General features: G+C 68.8%; 20 protein-coding genes. 3 read left to right on the forward strand and 17 right to left on the reverse strand.

The window, feature by feature from the left end; genetic code table 11:
• Positions 1-2: 2 nt before the first annotated feature.
• From G9Q37_RS20160 to G9Q37_RS20170, 3 genes are read right to left on the reverse strand one after another with little or no spacing between them, the layout of a single operon-like run.
• Positions 3-2,114 carry a chemotaxis protein CheA gene (locus G9Q37_RS20160; protein WP_166230145.1) on the reverse strand — a complete coding sequence of 704 codons (2,112 nt, stop codon included), beginning with the start codon at positions 2,112-2,114 and terminating at the stop codon, positions 3-5.
• 23 nt (positions 2,115-2,137) lie between these two features.
• Positions 2,138-2,500, reverse strand: a complete 363-nt coding sequence (locus G9Q37_RS20165; RefSeq protein ID WP_166230147.1) for a response regulator — start codon at positions 2,498-2,500, stop codon at positions 2,138-2,140.
• Positions 2,501-2,545: 45 nt separating this feature from the next.
• Complete coding sequence (locus G9Q37_RS20170) at positions 2,546-2,992, reverse strand: hypothetical protein (RefSeq protein WP_166230149.1); 447 nt, start codon at positions 2,990-2,992, stop codon at positions 2,546-2,548.
• A gap of 151 nt (positions 2,993-3,143) precedes the next feature.
• Here G9Q37_RS20170 and G9Q37_RS20175 point away from each other — a divergent pair, with 151 nt between their 5' ends.
• The 3 genes from G9Q37_RS20175 (at position 3,144) to G9Q37_RS20185 (ending at position 6,538) form a co-directional block, all read left to right on the forward strand.
• Positions 3,144-4,283 (forward strand): ATP-binding response regulator, encoded by a 1,140-nt coding sequence (locus G9Q37_RS20175; RefSeq protein ID WP_166230151.1) that lies wholly within the window; start codon positions 3,144-3,146, stop codon positions 4,281-4,283.
• Positions 4,261-4,890 (forward strand): response regulator, encoded by a 630-nt coding sequence (locus G9Q37_RS20180; protein WP_166230153.1) that lies wholly within the window; start codon positions 4,261-4,263, stop codon positions 4,888-4,890. Before G9Q37_RS20175 ends, G9Q37_RS20180 begins: the two co-directional genes overlap by 23 nt.
• Before the next feature lie 229 nt (positions 4,891-5,119).
• On the forward strand, positions 5,120-6,538 hold the full coding sequence (locus tag G9Q37_RS20185) for a sensor histidine kinase (protein WP_166230155.1): 1,419 nt from the start codon (positions 5,120-5,122) through the stop codon (positions 6,536-6,538).
• Here G9Q37_RS20185 and G9Q37_RS20190 read toward each other — a convergent pair.
• The 14 genes from G9Q37_RS20190 to fliF all read right to left on the reverse strand — a co-directional run bounded on the left by G9Q37_RS20190 (position 6,499) and on the right by fliF (position 18,308).
• Positions 6,499-6,996, reverse strand: a complete 498-nt coding sequence (locus tag G9Q37_RS20190) for an acyl-CoA thioesterase (protein ID WP_166230157.1) — start codon at positions 6,994-6,996, stop codon at positions 6,499-6,501. The two genes, G9Q37_RS20185 and G9Q37_RS20190, sit on opposite strands and share 40 nt — an antisense overlap.
• 119 nt (positions 6,997-7,115) lie before the next feature.
• Positions 7,116-7,880 (reverse strand): flagellar biosynthetic protein FliR, encoded by a 765-nt coding sequence (fliR, locus tag G9Q37_RS20195; RefSeq protein WP_166230159.1) that lies wholly within the window; start codon positions 7,878-7,880, stop codon positions 7,116-7,118.
• A 25-nt stretch (positions 7,881-7,905) separates the two neighbouring features.
• On the reverse strand, positions 7,906-8,175 hold the full coding sequence (gene fliQ / locus G9Q37_RS20200; RefSeq protein ID WP_166230161.1) for a flagellar biosynthesis protein FliQ: 270 nt from the start codon (positions 8,173-8,175) through the stop codon (positions 7,906-7,908).
• 8 nt (positions 8,176-8,183) lie between these two features.
• A complete protein-coding gene (fliP, locus tag G9Q37_RS20205; RefSeq protein WP_166230163.1) occupies positions 8,184-8,966 on the reverse strand; it encodes a flagellar type III secretion system pore protein FliP in 783 nt (260 codons plus the stop codon).
• On the reverse strand, positions 8,953-9,324 hold the full coding sequence (locus G9Q37_RS20210; RefSeq protein WP_166230165.1) for a FliO/MopB family protein: 372 nt from the start codon (positions 9,322-9,324) through the stop codon (positions 8,953-8,955). The genes fliP and G9Q37_RS20210 overlap by 14 nt, the downstream gene beginning before the upstream one ends.
• Positions 9,325-9,328: 4 nt before the next feature.
• The gene (gene fliN / locus G9Q37_RS20215; protein ID WP_166230167.1) at positions 9,329-9,751 is read right to left on the reverse strand and encodes a flagellar motor switch protein FliN; all 423 of its coding nucleotides are present in this window, start codon (positions 9,749-9,751) and stop codon (positions 9,329-9,331) included.
• Between the two features lie 22 nt (positions 9,752-9,773).
• On the reverse strand, positions 9,774-10,778 hold the full coding sequence (fliM, locus tag G9Q37_RS20220; RefSeq protein WP_166230169.1) for a flagellar motor switch protein FliM: 1,005 nt from the start codon (positions 10,776-10,778) through the stop codon (positions 9,774-9,776).
• 16 nt (positions 10,779-10,794) lie between these two features.
• Positions 10,795-11,364 carry a flagellar basal body-associated FliL family protein gene (locus tag G9Q37_RS20225; protein WP_166230171.1) on the reverse strand — a complete coding sequence of 190 codons (570 nt, stop codon included), beginning with the start codon at positions 11,362-11,364 and terminating at the stop codon, positions 10,795-10,797.
• 116 nt (positions 11,365-11,480) lie between these two features.
• Positions 11,481-12,851: a flagellar hook-length control protein FliK gene (locus tag G9Q37_RS20230; RefSeq protein WP_166230173.1), complete on the reverse strand. Its 1,371-nt coding sequence runs from the start codon at positions 12,849-12,851 to the stop codon at positions 11,481-11,483.
• On the reverse strand, positions 12,848-13,327 hold the full coding sequence (gene fliJ / locus G9Q37_RS20235; RefSeq protein ID WP_166230175.1) for a flagellar export protein FliJ: 480 nt from the start codon (positions 13,325-13,327) through the stop codon (positions 12,848-12,850). Before fliJ ends, G9Q37_RS20230 begins: the two co-directional genes overlap by 4 nt.
• Before the next feature lie 58 nt (positions 13,328-13,385).
• Positions 13,386-14,876: a flagellar protein export ATPase FliI gene (gene fliI, locus G9Q37_RS20240; RefSeq protein ID WP_166230177.1), complete on the reverse strand. Its 1,491-nt coding sequence runs from the start codon at positions 14,874-14,876 to the stop codon at positions 13,386-13,388.
• 16 nt (positions 14,877-14,892) lie between these two features.
• Positions 14,893-15,582, reverse strand: coding sequence for a FliH/SctL family protein (locus tag G9Q37_RS20245; RefSeq protein WP_166230179.1), 690 nt, complete (start codon positions 15,580-15,582; stop codon positions 14,893-14,895).
• Entirely contained in the window at positions 15,579-16,577 is a 999-nt protein-coding gene (gene fliG / locus G9Q37_RS20250) for a flagellar motor switch protein FliG (protein WP_166230180.1), read from the reverse strand. Before fliG ends, G9Q37_RS20245 begins: the two co-directional genes overlap by 4 nt.
• A 24-nt stretch (positions 16,578-16,601) precedes the next feature.
• Positions 16,602-18,308, reverse strand: coding sequence for a flagellar basal-body MS-ring/collar protein FliF (gene fliF / locus G9Q37_RS20255; RefSeq protein WP_166230182.1), 1,707 nt, complete (start codon positions 18,306-18,308; stop codon positions 16,602-16,604).
• Positions 18,309-18,455 lie beyond the last annotated feature (147 nt).

Consider the following 18,455-nt stretch of genomic DNA (forward strand, 5'->3'; position numbering starts at 1 on the left):
GTTCAGTGCCGCGAGCGGCGCACCAGGGCAGAGGTGTCGAGGATCAGCGCCACCTTGCCATCGCCGAGGATGGTGGCGCCCGACACGTTGGGCACCTTGCGGTAGTTGCTTTCGAGGTTCTTGATCACCACCTGCTGCTGGCCGAGCAGTTCGTCGACCATCAGCGAAGCGCGCTGGCCGTCGGCTTCGACCACCACCATGATGGGGCTGGCGGCGTTGTGCTCGAAACGCGGCACCGAGAAGATCTGCTCGAGCTCGACCACCGGCATGAACTCGTCGCGCACCTTCACCACGCGGGCGCCGTGCGCCACGGTGTTGATGTCCTTGGGCTTGATCTGGAACGACTCGATCACGCTGGCCAGCGGCAGGATGTAGACCTCGTCGCTCACGCGCACCGACATGCCGTCCATGATGGCCAGCGTGAGCGGCAGCCGCACCGACACACGCATGCCGTAGCCCTCGGCCGAGTCGATCTCGACCGTGCCGCCGAGCGCGGTGATGTTCTTCTTGACCACGTCCATGCCCACGCCGCGGCCCGACACGTCGGTGACCTGTTCGGCGGTGGAGAAGCCGGGCGCGAAGATCAGGTTCCAGACCTCCGGGTCGCTCAGGGTGTCGGGGGCGTCGATGCCCTTTTCACGCGCCTTCTGGAGCAGCTTCTCGCGCGACAGGCCCTTGCCGTCGTCGCGCACCTCGATGAGGATGCTGCCGCCCTGGTGCGTGGCCGACAGCGTGATCGTGCCGGTCTCGCTCTTGCCCTTGGCGCGGCGCTCCTCGGGCATCTCGATGCCGTGGTCGCAGCTGTTGCGGATCAGGTGGGTCAGCGGGTCGGTGATCTTCTCGACCAGGCCCTTGTCGAGTTCGGTCGATTCGCCCTGCGTCACCAGGTCGACCTTCTTGCCGAGCTTGGCCGCGAGGTCGCGCAGCATGCGCGGGAAGCGGTTGAACACCACCGACATGGGGATCATGCGGATCGACATCACGGCTTCCTGCAGGTCGCGCGTGTTGCGGTCCAGATCGGCCAGTCCCGCGAGCAGCGGGTGGCTGGCGGTGTTGTCGAGTTCGCGGCTCTTTTGCGCCAGCATGGCCTGGGTGATCACGAGCTCACCCACCAGGTTGATGAGCTGGTCGACCTTGCTGACCGACACGCGCAGCGTGGTCGATTCGAGGCCGGCGCTGCTGTTGGCGGCGGCCGCCGCCTTGGGCTCGGCGCTGCGCACCTCCTTGCGCGGCGCGGGCGCGGCGTCGGCGGCGGGCAGGCCGGGCGAGCCTTCGAAGAAGCCGTAGTCGCGGCCTTCGGTGGCCGGGGGCATGGGCACGCGGCCGTGCACCATGTCACCGGCTTCGTGGATCTGGATCTGTTCCTTGCTCACGTGGAAGGTGAACAGGTCCAGCAGTTCGTTGTCGCTGGCCGCGGTGCGCGCGCGGAACACGCGCTTGCCCGGCTGGTCGCAGGGCAGGGCGCTCACCGTGCCCAGGCCCGGGATGTCGCGGAACAGCTCGGCGATGCCATCGGCCGTGGCGGGGTTGTCGATCGGGCCGATGTGGATGTCGATCTCGCGCTCGCCCTTGGCCAGGGGTTTGGCGGGCTCGCTCGGCGTTTCGGGCGCAGCGACGGGTGCGGCCGCGACCGGCGCGGGGGCGGCCACCGGCGCGGGCGCCGGGGCGCTGGCCACGGCGGCGGGGGCTTCCTGGCCCTGCGCGAGTGCGTAGATGCGGGCCACCAGGTTGCCGGTGTCGGGGCTGCTGCTGGCGCCGCCCTGGTGCACCGCGAGCTGGCCGCGCAGCGCGTCGCTCGATTCGAGCAGCACGTCGACCATGGCGGTGGTGGGTTTGAGTTCGTGGCGGCGCAGCTTGTCCAGCAGCGACTCGGCCTGGTGCGTGAGCTCGGCCACGTCGGCAAAGCCGAAGGTGGCGGCGCCGCCCTTGATCGAGTGGGCGCAGCGGAAGATCGCATTGAGCTCTTCGTCTTCGGCCGCTTCCACGTCCAGCGCGAGCAGCATCTGCTCCATCTGGTCCAGGTTCTCGCCGGCCTCCTCGAAGAAGATCTGATAGAACTGGCTCAGGTCGATGTCGTTGCCGAGGTGCTGGCCCTCGCTCATCATGTCACCCATGTCTTGGCTCCTGGGGTTGCGGCTCAGCGGATCACCTTGTTGATCACCTCGATGAGGCGACCCGGGTCGAAGGGCTTCACGAGCCAGCCCGTGGCGCCCGCGGCGCGGCCGGCCTGCTTCATCGCGTCGCTCGACTCGGTGGTCAGGATGAGGATGGGGGTGGTCTTGAACTTGGGGTGCTCGCGCAGCTTGCGCGTCAGCCCCAGCCCGTCCAGGCGCGGCATGTTCTGGTCGGTCAGCACCAGGTCGATGCTGTGGTTCTGGGCCTTGTCCCAGGCGTCTTGGCCGTCCACCGCCTCCACCACGTGGAAGCCCGCTCCGGTGAGCGTGAACGACACCATTTTTCGCATGGATGCCGAATCGTCGACGGCTAGGATGGATCGCATGGGTTTCTCCGTACTTCGGGTGTTATCGGCACCGGGCGCGCGTTCTTAAAACAGTTCGATCGACCCGGCGTCCATTTCGCTCTGCGTCACGGGGCTGGGGCGTTCGGGGATGGGGTCGAGCTGCAGCGGCTCTTCGTCTTCTTCGGGCGCCATGGCCTGGTCGGCCAGGCGCCAGGCGCAGCCCTGCAGCACCTTGCCGGTGTGGGTCAGCAGCTGGGTCGCCATGTCGTGGAACTGCAACTCCGTGACGGCCTGGTGAAGGCTGTGGTGGATGCGCGTGAGCTCGCCCGCGCCGTGCACCGCTTCCAGGGCGGCCAGGTCGCGGTTGGCGTTGCCGAAGCGCTCCAGCAGGTTGCCCGTGGCGTGGTCGAGCAGGCCCTGCAGGCGCTGCAGGTCGGTCATGGCCATCAGCAGCGAATCCTGCAGATCGGCGACCAGGGCCACGGAGAGCGTGACCGATGGCTCATTCGGCAGCATTGGGGTGGGCTCCATGGCAACAGTTCGGTCAGATATACGGTTAGGGGGTACTAGAATTCTCGACAGCAGTCCCGTGGTGTATCGACCGAAAACCGCCAGAAATCAGGCGCTTTTGGTCGCCTGCGAAGACCCCTCGTCGGCTTCCTCCCCCTCCTTCCGATCACCCATGACCGGCCCCGGTGCAGCGACCGAACAGCGCGTGGTGCGCATCCTTCACCTCGAGGACTCCCGGGTCGACCATGCCCTGGTGAAGTTCGCGCTGCAGCGCAGCCAGCTGGCCAACGAGATCACCCTGGTCGACACCCTGGAGGACTTCCGCCGCGAGCTGCAGCAGGGGCGGCACGACATCGTGCTGGCCGACTACCACCTGCCCGGCTTCACCGGCATCGAGGCCTGGGAGGTCGCGCGCGAGCTCAAGATCCAGATCCCCTTCGTGGTGCTGTCGGGTGCCATCGGCGAGACCGCGGCCGTGGATGCCATGCACCGCGGCGTAAGTGACTACTTGCTCAAAGACAGCATGCACCGGCTGGCCCACGTGGTGCAGCGCGCGCTGGAGGTGAGCGAAACGCGGCGCGCCAAGGCCCGCGCCGACGCCGAACTGGCCGAGTCGCGCCAGCGCCTGGGCGAGCTCGCCGAGCACCTGCAGACCAGCATCGAGCGCGAACGCGCCGACATCGCGCGCGAGATCCACGACGACATCGGCGGCGCGCTGGCGGCCGTCAAGCTCGACCTCTCCTGGGTGAGCCGCCGCGCCAGCGACCCCGAGGTGCAGCGCCACCTGAACAGCGCCATGGACATGCTGCAGCACGCCCTGGGCGCGAGCCAGCGCATCATGATGAACCTGCGCCCGCCCATCCTCGACCAGGGCCTGGTGGCCGCGGTGCAGTGGCTGGCCAGCGGCTTCGAGCGGCGCACCGGCCTGCGCGTGAACGTGCGCCGCTCGGCCGAGCGCATCGAGGTCTCGCGCGACGTGCAGCTCGTGGCCTACCGCACCGCGCAGGAGGCGCTCACCAACATCGGCAAACACGCGCAGGGCGCGTCGCAGGTGGACATCGACCTCAGCGACGGCGAGGGCGTGCTCACGCTGGAGGTGAGCGACAACGGCCCGGGCATGAGCACGGGCGCCCTGCGCAAGACCCAATCGTTCGGCCTGCTCGGCCTGCGCGAGCGCGCGGCCAAGGTCGGTGGCTGGCTCGACGTGAGCTCGTCGCCCCGCGGCACCTCCGTGATCCTGTCGGTGCCATTGCCGCGGGCCGCCGAGGTTCCCGCCCCCAAGGAAGCCCATGATCAAGGTGATTTTGTGTGATGACCACGCCGTGGTGCGCCGCGGCATCCGCGACACGATCAGTGAAGCGGTGGACATCCAGGTGGTCGGCGAAGCCGGCAGCTACCCCGAGTTGCGCGAGCTCATGCGCAAGGCCGTGTGCGATGTGCTCGTGCTCGATCTGAACATGCCCGGTCGCGGCGGCCTGGAGGTGCTGGCCGCGCTCAAGGAAGAGGGCTCGGTGGTGAAGGTGCTGGTGGTGTCCATGTACCCCGAGGACCAGTACGCCATCCGCTGCCTGCGCGCGGGCGCACGCGGCTACGTGAACAAGGCCGGCGACCCGGCCGAGCTGGTGAACGCCATCCGCGTGGTGATGCAGGGCCGCAAGTACGTGACGGCCGAGGTCGCGCAGATGCTGGTGGACACCCTGAGCGCGCCCGAGACCGAGGAACTGCACGCCAGCCTGTCCGAGCGCGAGCTGCAGACGCTGCAGAAGATCGCCTCGGGCCGCAAGCTGTCCGACATCGCCGAAGAGCTCATGCTCAGCCCCAAGACCGTGAGCGTGTACCGCGCGCGGGTGCTCGAGAAGCTGCACCTGTCGAACAACGCGGAACTGACGGTCTATGCGATCCGCAACGGGCTGGTCTGAGGCGGTCAGCGCTCTTGCTCGAAACATCAGGCTAAATACCCTACAGGGTTCTTTGGATCGCCTTTCACCGGCCCGCCGCGAACGCGGCGCGCAGGCCATTCTTCTGCGCTGATCGAAACATCATGCGCTGGCGCGCGCTGCACCCCGGATCGCGGGGTTTGCCCGGCCTGGCCAAACCTACACTGCGCCGCTCAGTGCCGGCGCAGCAGCCGGCCGCAGGAGGAACCCCATGTACTCGTTGCTGCCGGCTCTGGTCGCGGGGCTGTTCCTGGGCTATGGCACCTACGTGCTGCTCACGAAGGGGGTCAATCGCGTCAGCCGCAGCTTTTTTCTGCTGTGCGTGACCACGTTCTTCTGGCAGGCAACCTGGGCGGTTCTTTTCCAAGTGGACGATCCGCAGCTGGCCGACAAACTGGCCCGGTTCGGCTACCTGTTGATCATCTTTCTGCCGACCAGTCTCTATCACCTGCTGATCGAGATCGCGAACCGCCCAGACGATCGTCCATGGGTCAAGCTGTCGTATGGCTTCGCGCTGATGCTGGGGGTTCTTGACCTCACCACCGATCTGTTCGTCGCTGGCCACTACCAGTACTTCTACGGCTACTACCCCAAGGCCGGCCCTTTGCATGCTCTGCATCTGGTGCAAACGGGACTGGTCGTGATGCGTGGCCTCTGGGTGACCTACCAGGCTGCTCGTCGCGTCGCTCCCGACGATGCCGTGCGCCTGCGCTTGTGTGTGGTCAGCCTTCTGATCTATTTCTTCGCGTCGGTGGACTATCTGTGCAACTACGGGTTCGGCTTTTACCCGCCCGGTGTCGTGTTCATCGCGGTCAGCCTGGGGCTGATCATGCTGGCCGTGACCCGGCACAAGCTCATGAACCCGGTGGCCGTGGCGGCATCGGTCGCGCACGAAATGCGCACACCGCTGGCCACCATTCGCCTGCAGGCCGAGACCTTGCATACGTGGTTGCCCGAGCTCGACCGGGGCTACCGCATCGCGGTGTCGCGTGGATTGCTCGAGCAGCCGTGTGAGGTACCTGACTTCTCACGCCTGTGCACCTTGGCGGAAGCGATCGCGAAACAGGTCGATCGCTCCAACGCCGTGATCGACATGGTGCTCGCCTCGGCCCGTTTCGAGCAGATCAATCCCTCGGAATTCAGGCGCTGCTCCATGGGTGCGTGCGTGCGCGAGGCGATCGACAGCTATCCCTTCATCGGGCGGGAGCGAGACAAGGTGCACCTGAACCTCGGTGCCGACTTTCGTTTCATGGGTGCCGAAGCTTTGATGATTTATGTGCTGTTCAATCTTTTCAAGAACGCCCTCTACGCGATGAAGGCGGCCGGCAAGGGTGAGCTGCATATCGAACTGTCGAACGGGAAAGGGCAGCACGCGCTGATCGTTCGCGACACCGGATCGGGCATTCCGGCGGCCAGCCTGCCCCGCATCTTCGATACCTTCTACACCACCAAGCCCATGAAAGGTGCGGGCCTGGGCCTGCCGTTCTGCCGCCGCGCGGTCGAGTCCTTCGGCGGTCGCATCCATTGCGAGTCGGTGGAGGGCGAGTACACGGTGTTTCACCTGCGATTTCCCGCCCTTCAGGGCCACCCTCAGCCGCGCTCGAAAGGTGTCGTGTCCATCACCTCGTAGTCGCGCATGCGGTTCAGCGCGAAGGCGGGCAACCGCTGCAGACGCTTTCGATGGTCCGCAAAAGCAATCTGCTGGTAGCCGGTGGCCACGGTTCTTTCTTCGCTGACGAAGCGGAACAGCAGTTGGAAGGAGCAGTGCCGGATCTCGTGGGTATTGACCTCACAGGTCAGGTGCTGAAAGGGAAAGGACTCGTGCAGGTATTCGGCATGTGCGCGTTTGGTGATGAACACGCCCAGCGATTGCAGCATGTCGGCAGAAATGCACTGGTGGAACCAGCGCTCGCGGCAAACGCCTTGCCACTCGAAGTACCTGGAGAAATAGGTGTTCCCGTACGCATTCGAATCCTTCAGGTAGATGTCGATGCTGTGCCGGAAGGTTTTGATGGCGCGGCGCGCCGGGGTGGGTGCAGGCACGCCGTGACGAAAGGACTCGGGCAGGTCGATGAGGTGGGACAACATGGAAGGCTCCTGTTTCATGGCGTTGAGGCTTTGGGCAAAGCCGCAGGCCCGGAATGGACCTGCACAGGCCAATCTAGTGAAGCGCAGCGCGTGTACCCACCCCCCGGCGTCGTTGGTGATCAGCCGGTGAACATCGCCGTGGCCACGCGCAGCAGCGCGGCGATCGGCGTGTCCAGCATGGGCAGCGTGAAGGCGATGCCCAGCAGCCCGGCCGACAGGGTGACCGGAAAGCCGATGGCGAAGGCGTTCATCTGCGGCGCGATGCGCGAGACGATGCCCAGCACGGTGTTGATGAAGATGAGCATGCCGATCAGCGGCAGCGCGATCCACAGCCCGTAGCGGAACACCACCGCGCCGAGTTCGTGCAGGCGCATGGTGTTGACGGCATCGAGCGCGCCGCCGCCCAGGGGGAAGGTGTTGAAGCTGGCCACCACGGCCTGCAGCAGCATGAGGTGGCCGCCCATGACCACGAACAGCAGCATGGTGGTGTTGCCGAAGAAGCGGCCCACGGTGCTGGTCTGGGCGCCCGTGGTGGGGTCGAAAAAGCCTGCGAAGTTCAGGCCCATCTGCAGGCCCACGAGTTCGCCCGCCAGTTCCACCGCGGCGAACACGATGCGCACCGCCAGGCCGATGGACACGCCGATCAGCAGCTGCTGCATCAGCACCTCGAGTGCGCGCGGGTCGGTGAGCGCGACCACGGGCTGATCGCCCAGCGTGGCCTGCGCGCAGACCGCGATCAGGAAGGCCAGCGCCACGCGCGTGCGCAGCGGCACCGAGCGCGCCGAGAAGATGGGCGCACTGGAGAACACCGCGAGCACGCGGATGAAGGGCCAGAACACCGGCGACACCCAGGCCATGAGCTGGGCTTCGGTGAACGTGACCATGCTCGAACCGTCCGCGGGCCTGCGCTCAGACGGCGTACTGCGGGATCGACAGCAGCGTGCTGCGGATGAACTCGACCAGGGTGGTGAGCATCCACGGCCCGGCGATGGCGAACACCGCGATGGCGGCCACCAGCTTGGGCACGAAGGCCAGCGTCTGTTCGTGGATCTGCGTGATGGCCTGGAACAGGCTGATCACCAGGCCCACGCCAAGCACGGTGAGCAGCACCGGCGCGGCCACGCTGAGCAGCAGGAACAGCGCGTTCTGGCCGAAGGTGAGGGCGGCTTGGGGTTCCATGGTCTTGCCTATTGCGCGAAGGATGCGGCCAACGAGCCGATGAGGATGTTCCAGCCGTCCGCGAGCACGAACAGCATGAGCTTGAAGGGCAGGGCGACCAGCACCGGCGACAGCATCATCATGCCGAGCGACATCAGCACGCTGGCCACCACCATGTCGATGACCAGGAAGGGGATGAAGATCATGAAGCCGATCTGGAACGCGGTCTTGAGCTCGCTGGTGACGAAGGCCGGCACGATCACGCGCAGCGGCGCGTTCTCGGCCTTCACGTCGGCAGGCAGCTTGGCCAGGCGGGCGAAGAGTTCGAAGTCGGACTGGCGCGTCTGCTTGAGCATGAAGGCGCGCATGGGCGCTTCGCCGCGCTGCAGCGCCTGCTCGAAGGTGATCTGGTTGCGCGAGTAGGGCGCGTAGGCGTTGTCGTAGACCTGGTCGAGCGTGGGGCCCATGACGAACAGCGTGAGGAACAGCGACAGGCCCACGATGACCTGGTTGGGCGGGGCCGATTGCGTGCCCAGGGCCTGGCGCATGAGCGAGAGCACGATGACGATGCGCGTGAAGCCCGTCATCAGCAGCAGCACCGCGGGCAGGAAGGACAGCGCGGTGAAGAACAGCAGGGTCTGGATCGGCACCGAATAGCTGTTGCCCCCGGCGCCCTGGCCCACCACCAGCGGCAGCGAGGGGCCTTGCGGCGTGGGCACGGGCGCGCCTTGCGCCCACACGCCCAGCGAGAGCAGGGCCAGCGCGAGAAAGAGCGCGAGCGTGCGCAGGATCAGCACGTCAACGCGGCGCATCGCCAGGGCCCTTGTTGACCAGTTGTTGCGCCAGCCGCGCGGCAAAGCCCGCGGGGGCTGCGGGCGCAGCGGCGGCGCCCTCGGGCAGCGGCATGTGATGCAGCGCGGTGATGCTGCCCGGCGCCACGCCGAGCACCAGGCACACGGCGTCCTCGCCCTGGCCGACCTGCAGGGTCACCACGCGCTGCTGCGGGCCGAGCGCCTGGCTCGCGAGCAGCTTGAGCGCGGGGCCTTGCTGGCCCGGCACGCCGGGCAGGCCGGCGAAGCCGGGCATGCGGCCGCGCGCCCATTTGAGCGCCCAGGCGATGCCCACCATCAGCGCCAGCAGCACCAGCGCCGGCCAAGCGTTCTGCCACATGGGTTTACTTCCGGCTCAGGCGTTTCATGCGCTCGGACGGCGTCACGATGTCCGTGAGGCGGATGCCGAACTTGTCGTTCACCACCACCACCTCGCCTTGGGCGATCAGGTAGCCGTTGACGAGCACGTCCATGGGCTCGCCCGCGAGCGCGTCGAGCTCCACGATCGAGCCCTGCGCGAGCTGCAGGATGTACTTGATCGGCACGCGCGTGCGGCCCAGCTCCACCGACAGCTGCACCGGGATGTCCAGCACCATCTGGATGTCCTGCATCGCGGCATTGCCCGCGGCCGCGGCGGCGGCGGCCTTCACGGGCGTGTGCTCGGCATCGAAGGCGGGGGCGCCATCGGCGGTGGCGGTGGCGGCCTGTTCCTCGAGGGCCTGGGCCCACTCGTCGGCGATGGCGTCCTGGTTCGGGGTGTCGGACATGGATGTCTCTCCTGAAAACGGGTCACAGGTCGGCGTTGGAGCCGAGCCAGTTCAGGTCGGCGCCGCGCAGGCTGCGCTCCACGCGCAAGGCGTACTTGCCTTTGTGCGTGCCGTACTGGCACTCGAAGATGGGCACACCGTCGACGTGCGCGGTGATGGTGGGCAGGCGGTCGAGCTCGATGAAGTCGCCGACCTGCATGGCCAGCAGCTGCTCCACCGTGGCCTCGGTCTTGGCGAGCTCGGCCACCACGTTGACCTCGGCGGCCTGGATCTCGTGGCTGAGCAGCTTGACCCAGCGGCGGTCGACCTCGATGGCGTCGCCCTGCACGCTGGAATACAGCACGTCGCGGATGGGTTCGAGCGTGGCGTAGGGAATGCAGATGTGCAGCGAGCCCGTGAGGTCGCCGATCTCCAGCGTGAAGCTGGTGGAGACCACGATCTCGCTGGGCGTGGCGATGGTGGCGAACTGCGGCTGCATCTCCGAGCGCTGGTACGACAGCTCGATCGGGTACACGCCGCGCCAGGCCTTCTTGTATTCCTCGCTCACCACCTCGACCAGGCGGTTGATCACGCGCTGCTCGGTGGGCGAGAAGTCGCGGCCTTCGATGCGGGTGTGGAACTTGCCGTTGCCGCCGAACAGGCTGTCGATCACGCCGAACAGCAGCGTGGGCTCGCACACCACCAGGCCGTTGCCGCGCAGCGGGCGGATGGCCATGATGTTGAAGTTCGTGGGCACCACGAGCTCGCGCAGGAAGGCGCTGTACTTCTGCACCTGCACGCCGCCCACCGAGATCTCGGGGCTGCGGCGGATGAAGTTGAACAGGCCCTGGCGCAGGTTGCGCGAGAAGCGCTCGTTGACGATCTCCATGGTGGGCATGCGCCCACGCACGATGCGCTCCTGGCTCGAGAGGTTGTAGCTGCGCACGCCATCGGTGGGCGCTTCTTCCTTGGCGAGCTTCTGGCTCTCGCCGGTCACGCCCTCGAGCAGGGCGTCGACCTCTTCCTGGGACAGAAACGAGTCGGACATGGCTGGGCTCGCGCGCTTACTGCACGATGAAGCTGGAGAACAGCACGGCCTGCACCGGGTTGGGCGGCGCGCGGCGCTTCTTCTTCTTGCTGCCTTCCTCCTCGTGGTCGTCGACCTCGTAGCCCATGACCTCGGAGACGGCGGCGATGATGTCCTGGTTGAGCTTTTCCTTGCCCTCGGCGCTCAGCACCTGCTCGCTGGTGCGTTTGGCCAGCAGCATGAGCACGGCGCTGCGGATGCTGGGCATGTAGGCCTTCACGGCCTCGCCGGTGGCGGCGTCCTGCAGCTGCAGCGTGAGGCCGATCTGGATGTAGCGGTTGCCGCCGGTGTCGGCCAGGTTCACCACCATGTTCTCCAGTGGCAGGAAGGTGGGCGCGTGCTTGGGGTCGACCTTCTTCACGTGGGCGACGGGCGCGTCTTCCTCGTGGTCGTCCTCGGCGGTGTTCTTCTTGAGGATGAACAGTGCGCCGGCCGCGCCCGCGATGGCGAGCACCAGCACGCCGACGATGATGAACAGCAGCTTCTTGCCCTTTTTCTTGGGCGCTTCAGGGGCGTCGGCGGTGGCGGCAGCAGCAGCGGCGGACATGGGCTTCCTTCATCGGTGGCACCCGCACAGGGCGGGGGGGGATGAGAAGGATTGTGGGATTCCACCCCCACGCCCGTTCGCCGGATAAGCGCTGAAAAAGGCGCTTATTCCCGGGCTCAGATGAACAGGTCGAGCCCGCCGTTGGCCGGGCGCTGGGCGGCCTGGGCGCGCGCCGGTGGGGTGGCCGGTGCGGCGGGCTCGGCGCTGTCGCGCTGCACGCGCGGCTGGTGCAGCGTGGGCGTGTGGCCCTCGCGCGGGCGGTCCTGCTGCTGGCTGCCGACCGACACGTCGGCCAGCTGCAGGCCGCCCTGCTGCAGGCGTTCGCCGAGCGCGGCGCGGGCCTGCTCGCGCAGGGCGTCGCGCGTGGCGCTGTCGTCGGTGCGGATGTCCAGCCGCACCTCGTCGCCGCGCACGGCGAGCTGGATGTCGATCGCGCGGCCGGCTTCTTCGCCCACGCGCAGGCTGGCGTGGCGCAGGCCGTGCGCGCCGCCCCAGTGCTGCACCTCGACGGCCTCGGCGTCCGCGCGGGCCTCGGCATAGGGGTCGTTGGGCTGGGCGGTGCTGTCGTCGGTGGCGAGGCGGGTGTGGCCGTCGTGGCTGTCGGGGCCGGCGCCGGCCTGGCCGCCCGAGCCGTCGGCCTGGGCGGCGTTGCCGGCGGCGCCCACGGCGGCCGGGCCGGTCCAGGTGCCGCTGGGCGCGGCGCCCGGGGCCGCGTCGTCGGCGGCGCCGGCGCCCGCGGAGCCGCCCAGCGCGGCGTGCGCGGCCGGGAAGCGGGCGTCGAGCGTGACGGTGCTGCGCACCGCGTCGAGGTGGGCGTTGGCCGCGTTGGCCGCGTCGGGCGCGGCGGCGCTCCAGCGCAGGGCGGGCACGTCGGCGCCGTTGCCGCCCGTGGCCCGGGCGGCGGCCTGCAATGCGGCCGGTGTGCCGGCGGCGGGCTGGGCCTGGGCGGCGCGCGTGGCCGCCACCTGCCAGCTCAGGCCGGGCGCGCGGGCGGTGCCGTTGGCGGCCGCGTCGGCGGCGCGCAGGGCGGGGTCGGGGTCGAGCGCCTGGGCGCCCTGGGTCTCGGTGAGCGCGGCGCCGCTGGCGGCCACGGCGGTGTCGCCGCGGGCGGCGCGCGCCAGGTCGGGGTGGGTCTTGTCCAGGGCCGGCGGCTGCCACAGCATGAGGCCGGCCAGCGGGTGTTCGTCGAGCGGGTCTTGGGCGTCGATGCCGGGCTTGCCCTTGCCGGCCTTGCCCGGCTTGCCGCCGGCGGGCGCGCCGCTGTCGAGGCCGTCGATCGCGTCGGCCGCGGCCAGGGCGTCGGTGGCGCTGCCGTCCACGGGCGCGGCGTCGGCCGCGAGCGCGAGCAGGGTGGCGAACAGATCGGCCGGCGCCTGGCGCTGGCCGTGCGCCTGCGTGCCGTTGGCGCCCTGGCTGCCCTGCGCGCTCTGGGTGCGCGCGTGGCCGGGGGTCTGCGGGGCGTGGGTGCTGGTGGCGGCGGTGGTCATGAGGAGGACATGGGCTGGAAACTGCTGTCGTTCTCGAGGCGGCGGCGGTGGATGTTCTGCGCCATCTCGTCGGTGTGCTTCTGTTCGCGGCGCTGCAGCTTCTGCTGCCAGGCTTCCATCTGGCGCGCGGCGTACTTGCGCAGGCTGGCGAGCTCGCGCTCGGCGTCGACCACGGCGGCCTGGGCCTGGTCCACGCGCCGGGCGTGGTCGGCCAGCACACCCTGCTGGAAATCCATGGCGTGTTCGAGCTTGGCCATGAACTGGCGGTGGTTCATGAGCAGCGCCACGTTCACGCCCACCGCGCCGCGCTCGGCGAAGCGGCGGCTGGCTTCGTCGGCGTAGCTGCTGAGCTGGTCCATCTGTTCCTGGGCCTGGCGCTGCGCCTGCTGCTGGCGCGCGCATTCGGCCAGGGCTTCATCGCGCCGGCGTTCGGCGAGTTCGATCACGGGGTCCAGTTGCTGGGCCGGACGGGTCATTCGCAAACCTCCGCGCAGTGCGCTGCGGTGCGATCAGCTTCGGGCGGCCGTGCGCTGATCATTGATTGCCCTCATAGGGGTTGTGGTGCGGGCGCGCGCCGCGCTGGGCCTGCGGCTGGGCCGGCGCGGCGGCCTTGTCTTCCTGCAGCGCGGTGCGCATCTGGCGCAGGCTGTCGCTCATGGGCGCGGCCTCGCGCATGTCCTGCATCAGGAAGCGCTGCAGGCCGGGGTAGAGCACGATGGCGCGGTCGGTGTCCGGGTCGCTGCCGGCCACGTAGGCGCCGAGCTGGATCAGGTCGCGGCTCTTCTGGTAGCGCGAGTAGTTCGAGCGGAACTTGCGCGCGAGCTCCAGGTGCGCCGGGCCGGCCACGTTGTGCATCACGCGCGAGGCCGAGGCCTCGACGTCGATGGCGGGGTAGTGGCCCGACTCGGCGAGCGCGCGCGAGAGCACGATGTGGCCGTCGAGGATGGCGCGCGCCGCGTCGGCGATCGGGTCCTGCTGGTCGTCGCCCTCGGACAGCACGGTGTAGAAGGCGGTGATGGAGCCGCGGCCGTTGAGGCCGTTGCCGCTGCGCTCCACGAGCTGCGGCAGCTTGGCGAAGCACGAGGGCGGATAGCCCTTGGTGGCGGGCGGCTCGCCGATGGCGAGCGCGATCTCGCGCTGGGCCATGGCGTAGCGCGTGAGCGAGTCCATCAGCAGCAGCACGTGCAGGCCCTCGTCGCGGAAGTGTTCGGCGATGGCGGTGGCGTAGCTCGCGCCCTGCATGCGCACCAGCGGCGGCGCGTCGGCCGGCGCGGCCACCACCACCGAGCGCGCGCGGCCGTCCTCGCCCAGGATGTCCTCGATGAACTCTTTCACCTCGCGGCCGCGCTCGCCGATCAGGCCGACCACGATCACGTCGGCCTTGGTGTAGCGGGCCATCATGCCCAGCAACACGCTCTTGCCCACGCCCGAGCCGGCAAACAGGCCCAGGCGCTGGCCGCGGCCCACGGTGAGCAGGGCGTTGATGGCGCGCACGCCGGTGTCCAGCGGTTCGCGCACCGGGTCGCGGTCCATGGCGTTGAGCGGCGCGCGCTCCAGCGGTGACACGCCGACGTCGCGCAGCGGGCCCTGGTGGTCCAGCGGCTGGCCGTGCGAGTCGACCACGCGGCCGAGCAGGCCCATGCCCATGGGCAGGCTGAGCACGCTGCGGTCGTTCGGCGAGGGCGGCGGGTTGGCCTGGCCCAGGCGGGGCACGCTGCGGTAGGGCGGCAGCGGCGTCACGCTGGCGCCGCTGGCCAGGCCGTGCACGTCGCCCGCCGGCATGAGGAAGGCGCGGTCCTTGGAAAAGCCCACCACCTCGGCCAGCACCGGCTGCTTTCCGCCGTTGTCGATCACGCACTGCGAGCCGACCGGGGCGCGCAGGCCCACGGCCTCGAGCACCAGGCCCGCGAGCTTGGTCAGGGTGCCGCGCGACTCCAGCGGCGTGGGGGCCTTGGCGCTGCTGCGCAGGTCTTCCATGAAGTGGCCCCAGCGGCTGGGGGTTTCGTCGAACGTGCTGTCGGTCATGGTCGCGGCCCGGGGCTCAGATGTCGGCGTCGGCGGGGTTGTAGGGTTCGCTCAGGCCCAGGTTGCCGATGGCGCGCAGCCAGCGCTTCTCCACCGTGGCGTCGACCGAGTTGGTGCGCGACTCGACCACGCAGCCGCCCGGGGTGATGGCGGGGTCGCCCACGAACTCGGGCGCGGGCTCGCCCAGCGTCTCGATCAGCGCGCCCTTCATGAGCGCGAGGTCGCTCGGGTGCATGCGCACCGTGGCGGGCAGGCCGTCGTCGATGAGCTGGTTCAGCGCCTCGGCCACCACGCCCTGCAGGTGCTGCGGGTTCTGCACCAGTTCCTGGCGCACCACCTGGCGCGCGAGGTCGCAGGCGAGGTCGAGGATGTGGCGCGACATGTCCTGTTCGCTGCGCTTGATGTGGTCGCGCGTGTGGCGCAGCAGCTGCGCCATGCGCACCGCGGTTTCTTCGGCGGTGCGGCGCATGGTGGCTTCCATGGCGTCGCGCACCGACTGCGCGCCGGCGTCGTGGCCGTGGCGGAAGCCTTCGGCATAGGCCTGCTCGCGCACCTCGGCCATGCGCTCGTCGGCCGCCGGGTCGGGGGTCTCCGCGGGCGCGGGCGCGCGCTGGTCGCTGCCGTCCACGGCCGAGAACTGCCAGGCGGCCACGCCGTCGATTTCCTCGCGCGGGATGAAGCGCGCGTAGGGATCGATCTTGGTCATACGAAGGCCTCCTCTTCACCGCCGCCGCCGATCATGATCTGGCCTTCGTCGGACAGGCGCCGCACGACCTTGAGGATCTCCTTCTGCTGCGCCTCGACCTCGGACAGGCGGATCGGGCCGCGCGCGTCGAGGTCTTCGCGCAGCGCCTCGGCCGCGCGCGAGGACATATTGCCCAGGATGAGTTCGCGCAGTTCGGCGCTCGCGCCCTTGAGCGCGACCACGAGCTGGTCCGTGGCGATCTCCTTGAGGATGAGCTGGATGGCCTTGCCGTCGAGCTTGAGCAGGTCCTCGAAGATGAACATCTTGTCCATGATCTTCTGGGCCAGGTCGGCGTCGTGGTCGCGGATCGCTTCGATGATCGAGCTCTCGATCTGCGTACCCATCATGTTGATGATCTCGGCCGCGGTCTTCACGCCGCCCATGGAGGCCTTGCGCACCTTGTCGCCGCCCGCGAGCACCTTGTAGAGCACCTCGTTGAGGTCCTTGAGCGCGGTGGGCTGAATGCCTTCGAGCGTGGCGATGCGCAGCATGACCTCGTTGCGCGGGCGCTCGGTGAAGTTCTTGAGCACGGCGGCCGTCTGCTCGGCCTCCAGGTGCACCAGGATCGCGGCCACGATCTGCGGGTGTTCGTTGCGCAGCAGTTCGGCGATGGACAGCGGGTCCATCCACTTCAGGCTTTCGATGCCCGACACGTCGCCACCCTGCAGGATGCGGTCGATCAGCAGCGCGGCCTTGTCGTCGCCCAGCGCGCGCTTGAGCACGCTGCGCACGTAGTTGTCGGTGTCGGACACCAGCAGGCTCTGCGACGAGGCGGTGCTGGTGAAGCGCTGGATCACCTCGTCCACGCGCTCGTGCGACACGGCGCGCGTGCGGGCGATGGTCTCGCCGAGCTTTTGCACTTCCTTCGGGCTCAGGTGCTTGAACACCTCGGCCGCTTCTTCTTCGCCGATCGACATGAGGAAGATCGCGGCGTCCTGCAGTCCCTGGTCGTCCATGGTCGTGATTCCTCCGGTGGGGCCTCAGGCCGGCTGTTCGCCGTTGACCCAGCCCTTGACGATGTTGGCCACCGCGGCCGGGTTCTCCAGCGCCAGGCGCTTGGCTTCGCTCAGGCGGCGCTTCTCGGGCGTGTCTTCGTTGACGGCCTCGGGCTGCGGCAGGCCCGGGCGCTCGGGGGCTTCGTTGAGCAGGGCGTTGAGCGGCGTGACCTCGCGCGCCGGGGCCGGCGGCGGCGCCTTCATGAGCTTGAGCGCGGGGCGCACCATGCCGAAGAACACGATCAGCGCGAGCAGCACCATGCCGGCCGGGAAGGCCATGCTGCGCGCCAGGTCGAGGGTGTCGGCCTGTTTCCAGAAGGGCACCTCGTCGGCCTCGGGCGCCTTCACCTCGTTGAAGACGGCGTTGACCAGGTTCACCGAGTCGCCGCGGGTCTGGTTGAAGCCGATGGTCTCGCGCACCAGCGCGGTCATCTGCGCGAGCTGCTCGGCCGGGATCGGCGCCGACACCGGCTTGCCGGCCTTGTCCAGCGTGGTCTTGTGGTTCACCACCACGGCCGCGCTCAGGCGCTTGATGGTGCCGGTGGCCTCGCGCACCACGCGCACGGTCTTGTCCACCTCGTAGTTCACCACCGACTCGCGGCGGCTCGAGCCGCTGTTGGCGGCCGCAGCCCCCTGGCCGTTGGTGCCGGTGCCCGGGCCCACCTGTGCGGCCGAGCCGTTGATGGGCGACTGGCCCTGGGCCGGCGGCTGGTTGCTCACCGCGCCCGGCACGCCCGCGGGCTGTGCCCCCGCGCCGCCGTTGCGGTCTTCGATCAGCTGCTGGCTGCGCACCGCGCTGGGCTCGTTGCCCTGGTTGGGGCGGTGCTGCTCCGAGGTCATCTCGGCCTGCGAGAAGTCCACGTCGGCGCTCACCTGGGCCTTCACGTTGCCCACGCCCACCAGGGGTTCGAGCATGTCCAGGATGCGGCGGGTGTAGGTCTGTTCGAGCTGCTGCTGGTACTGCAGCTTCTGCACGTCGGCGGCCATCTCGTTCTGGCCGTCGGGCGGGTTGGACAGCAGCTTGCCCTGGTCGTCCACCACGCTCACCGCCTTGGGGTTCATCTCGGGCACGCTGCTGGCCACCAGGTGCACGATGCCGGCCACCTGGGCGCGGTCGAGCGTGCGGCCCGGGAACAGGGTGAGCAGCACCGAGGCGCTGGGCTTTTGCTGTTCGCGGAAGAAGCCGTTCTGGTTCGGCAGCGCCAGGTGCACGCGCGCGGCCTGCACCGAGGCCAGCGACTGGATGGAGCGGGTGAGCTCGCCTTCGAGGCCGCGCTGGAAGCTCAGGCGCTCCTGGAACTGCGTCATGCCGAAGCGGTTGGTCTCCATCTGCTCGAAGCCGTTGACCGTGCCCTTGGGCAGGCCTTGCGAGGCCAGGCGCAGCCGGGTGTCGTGCACCTTGTCGGCCGGCACGAGGATGGCGCCGCCGCCCTCGGCGTGCTTGTAGGGCACGTTCATCTGCGACAGCTGGGCCACGATGGCGCCGCCGTCCTTGTCGCCCAGGTTGGCGTACAGCACGCGCCACTCGGGCTGGCGGCTCATGAAAAAGAAGGCCAGTGCGACGGCGATCAGCGCGGCCACGCCCAGCCCCAGCTTGATCTTCTGGGCGTTGTCCATGCGGGCTAAGCCTTCGGCGAGCGGGCTGCGGCGCACGGGCTGGGCGTCGATTTCGGCAACGGCAGTGGTGCTCATGGGCGGAATGACTCTTCAAAAGGAGGCACGGAGGGCCCCCGAATGCGGTCGAGTATCCCGAAGGGGGCTGGCGGGCAGTCCCGGAAAAAGGCGCTTTTATGGGCCTTTATTTCCGGCCCTTCGTGCCGAGGGGGTCCCTAGCATGGA

Origin of the sequence: Hydrogenophaga crocea (genome assembly GCF_011388215.1) — a bacterium.
Lineage (GTDB): Bacteria > Pseudomonadota > Gammaproteobacteria > Burkholderiales > Burkholderiaceae_C > Hydrogenophaga > Hydrogenophaga crocea.